This window comes from Shewanella sp. 11B5 (assembly GCF_002836795.1).
GTDB classification, from domain to species: Bacteria; Pseudomonadota; Gammaproteobacteria; order Enterobacterales; family Shewanellaceae; genus Shewanella; species Shewanella frigidimarina.
Map to the genome: position 1 here is coordinate 1 of NZ_PJAP01000996.1, position 2,765 is coordinate 2,765.

The window sequence follows — 2,765 nt, forward strand, 5'->3', positions numbered from 1 at the left end:
GGGTTCTGCTATGTTGGCTCAGGCTAACCAGTTACCACAAATCGCTTTGTCGTTACTATAAAACTTAGTTTTAAGTTAGATAAAGGGAGATTCGATAACGGATCTCCCTTTGCTGTAAAAATAATAATCTCATTTAATAATGGTTGTTAATCTAGCTTTTACTATGTAATTAGGTAAGTTGAGGTGCATCATGGACATTCAAACCGTTACCAATAACACTAATTTTATCAATAAAGTTGAATCTACAAAAGTTGATTTGAGTAAAGTTTCTGTGGAAGATGAAATATCAGAAACGAGTCAGTTAGATCTTGATAAAGCATTTTTAGTTCAAGCTGTTCAAGATGCAGAAGAAACACAAGTAACTACACAAAAAAAAGATGAAAACTTGACAGGAGTTGCCAACGAGCTTACTGAGATGATGTCGATGATGCAAAAGGGACTGAAGTTCTCAGTTGATGAAGAGTCCGGCAAACAGGTGATTAAAGTTCAAGATGTGAGTTCTGGTGATATCATTAGGCAAATCCCTAGTGAAGAAGCGCTAAAACTGGCAGAAAAATTAAGTGAAGTGTCAGGGATTTTAATGAAAATAGAAGTTTGATTCTAACATTAACTTAATCGGCATAGTATTTGCTTTGATTATTGTTACTAGTATACAGGAGCAAGGTTATGGCATTAACAGCAACGGGGATAGGTTCAGGGCTAGATATTTCAAATATCGTCAGCGTGCTTGTAGCCGCAGAGAAAAACCCTAAAGAGGCTCTGTTTACTCAACAAGAAACCAAAATAAATGCCAAAGTCTCTGCTATCGGAACATTAAAAAGTAGTTTATCGACATTTCAAGATGCTTCCAAAAAACTTCAGAGTGGTGAACTATTAAATTTACGTACGGTTACCACAGGAGATAGTGCTTTTTTTAATGCTAAAGCAGACCGGTATGCTCAACCTGGTAGTTATGATATCAAGGTCGAACAGCTTGCTCAATCACAAAAGTTGGCTGGGGCAAATGTGGCTGACCCTTTGCAAGGCGTTGGGCAAGGAAGTTTAGATTTTTCTATTAATGGTGATAGTTTTTCTGTTGCTATCGAATCTACTGATAGTCTTTCAGCTATAGCAACTAAAATTAATAGTTCATCAGACAACGCTGGCGTTACAGCAACTATTATTAAAAGTGATGCTGGGAGCAGACTCGTTTTTACCGCAAAAAGTCCTGGAACAGATAACCAAATTACTATGACGGCAACAGATTCTAGTGGTACTGGTTTATCTGATATGTTCAATGGTGCGAGTTTAGAAATATTACAAGAAGCTAAAAACTCAATAATATATGTCGATGGGCAAAAACTAACGTCTCAGAATAATACTATTGATGATGCTATTACCGGGGTTACATTATCTCTAACAAAAGCGGATGTAGGATCGACCTCTGCACTTACAATTGCGCAGGACACTGATACAGTAAAGAGTAATATTGAGAGTTTTGTCAGTGCTTATAATGCCTTATTAACTTCAATGGACAAATTATCATCTTTTGATGTTGATAAAAAGACTGCATCGGCTTTACAAGGCGATTCGATTATCCGTTCCTTAGAGTCGCAACTTCGAAAAACGGTCAGCGAAAGGGTTAGCGTTGATGGTATTGAGTCCGCTTTATATGAGCTTGGCATCTCGACTGATAGTTCAGGAAAACTTTCAATAGACGATACTAAGCTAAGTGAAGCTGTTACTAATAATATGTCTCTCGTTGAAGGTATATTTTCAACAAGCGACACAGGGTTAGCTTACCAATTTGATGATTTAGTTAAGAGTTATACTAAGTCTGGTGGTGTGATTGATAGTCGTAATAATTCCTATACTTCAGCAACTAGTCGAATAACTGATCAAAGAGAAGCATTTACTTTGAAAATGGAGAAGTTGGAGGCTCGTTTATTGAAGCAATTTAATGCGATGGATTTAATTGTCGCCCAGCTAAATACACAAAGCTCTAGTCTGACAAATAGTCTGGCTTCCTTACCTGGCGTAGTTAGAGAGTAAAAGGAAAACTTTGATTGAATGCTGAACTTAAACTGATTAACGAAACTATTGAAGATACGTTAAATCAAATTGAGAAAATTCCTGCAGAAAATGAACAATCAGACAAGTTGGTCTCATTATTGCTTGATTCTATAGGCGCGCGTCAATTATATATCGTTTCACTGATTAATAGTGCTGTCGATGACACATTCGCTACTTTACTATCCGAACAGTTAATATTGACGAATAGTTTTAAAGATAGGGCTTCAAAAGTAATGTTTCATCGACAAAATTTATTAAATGTAAAGCGCGCTCATCAACGACAAATTAAGGTTTATCAAAACATTGATGCTAACAGGTAGGTTATTATGAGAAGTTCTTTACAGTCATATCGTAAGGTTTCGCTTGACAGCGAAATATCAGTCGCTTCGCCGCACCGTATTATTCAAATGATGTTTGCTGGTGGTCTCGAGAGGCTTGCTCAAAGTCGCTATGCCATTGAAAACCGAGATATGAATAATAAAGGTCTGTTTATTGGGAAAGCGATAGGTATTGTCAACGGCCTGAATAATAGTTTAAATATGGATGAAGGCGGTGAAATCGCTGGGAACCTTAGTCAATTGTATGACTTTATTATTATGAAAGTAACCGAAGCAAATTTGAAAAATGATACTCAAGCTATCGATGATGCCGTTGCTGTTTTAAGAACACTCAAAGAAGGGTGGGATGCTATTCCGCAAGATAAACATCACTTA

4 protein-coding genes are annotated in these 2,765 nt (G+C 36.9%); all 4 read left to right on the plus strand.

Features of this window, described 5'->3' with window-relative positions:
• Positions 1-190 precede the first annotated feature (190 nt).
• Positions 191-598: a flagellar protein FlaG gene (locus tag CXF78_RS19395; RefSeq protein ID WP_102037678.1), complete on the plus strand. Its 408-nt coding sequence runs from the start codon at positions 191-193 to the stop codon at positions 596-598.
• A gap of 68 nt (positions 599-666) precedes the next feature.
• Positions 667-2,031, plus strand: coding sequence for a flagellar filament capping protein FliD (gene fliD, locus CXF78_RS19400; RefSeq protein ID WP_102037679.1), 1,365 nt, complete (start codon positions 667-669; stop codon positions 2,029-2,031).
• Positions 2,032-2,045: 14 nt separating this feature from the next.
• The gene (locus CXF78_RS19405) at positions 2,046-2,372 is read left to right on the plus strand and encodes a hypothetical protein (RefSeq protein ID WP_102037680.1); all 327 of its coding nucleotides are present in this window, start codon (positions 2,046-2,048) and stop codon (positions 2,370-2,372) included.
• A 6-nt stretch (positions 2,373-2,378) separates the two neighbouring features.
• Positions 2,379-2,765 (plus strand): flagellar export chaperone FliS (gene fliS / locus CXF78_RS19410; RefSeq protein WP_102037681.1); only part of this gene is annotated, 387 nt, incomplete at its 3' end.

What these genes read in the sequence shown, in the direction of transcription:
- CXF78_RS19395 (WP_102037678.1), top strand. Translation starts at nt 191, where the DNA reads ATGGACATTCAAACCGTTACCAATAACACTAATTTTATCAATAAAGTT.
- fliD (WP_102037679.1), top strand. Translation starts at nt 667, where the DNA reads ATGGCATTAACAGCAACGGGGATAGGTTCAGGGCTAGATATTTCAAAT.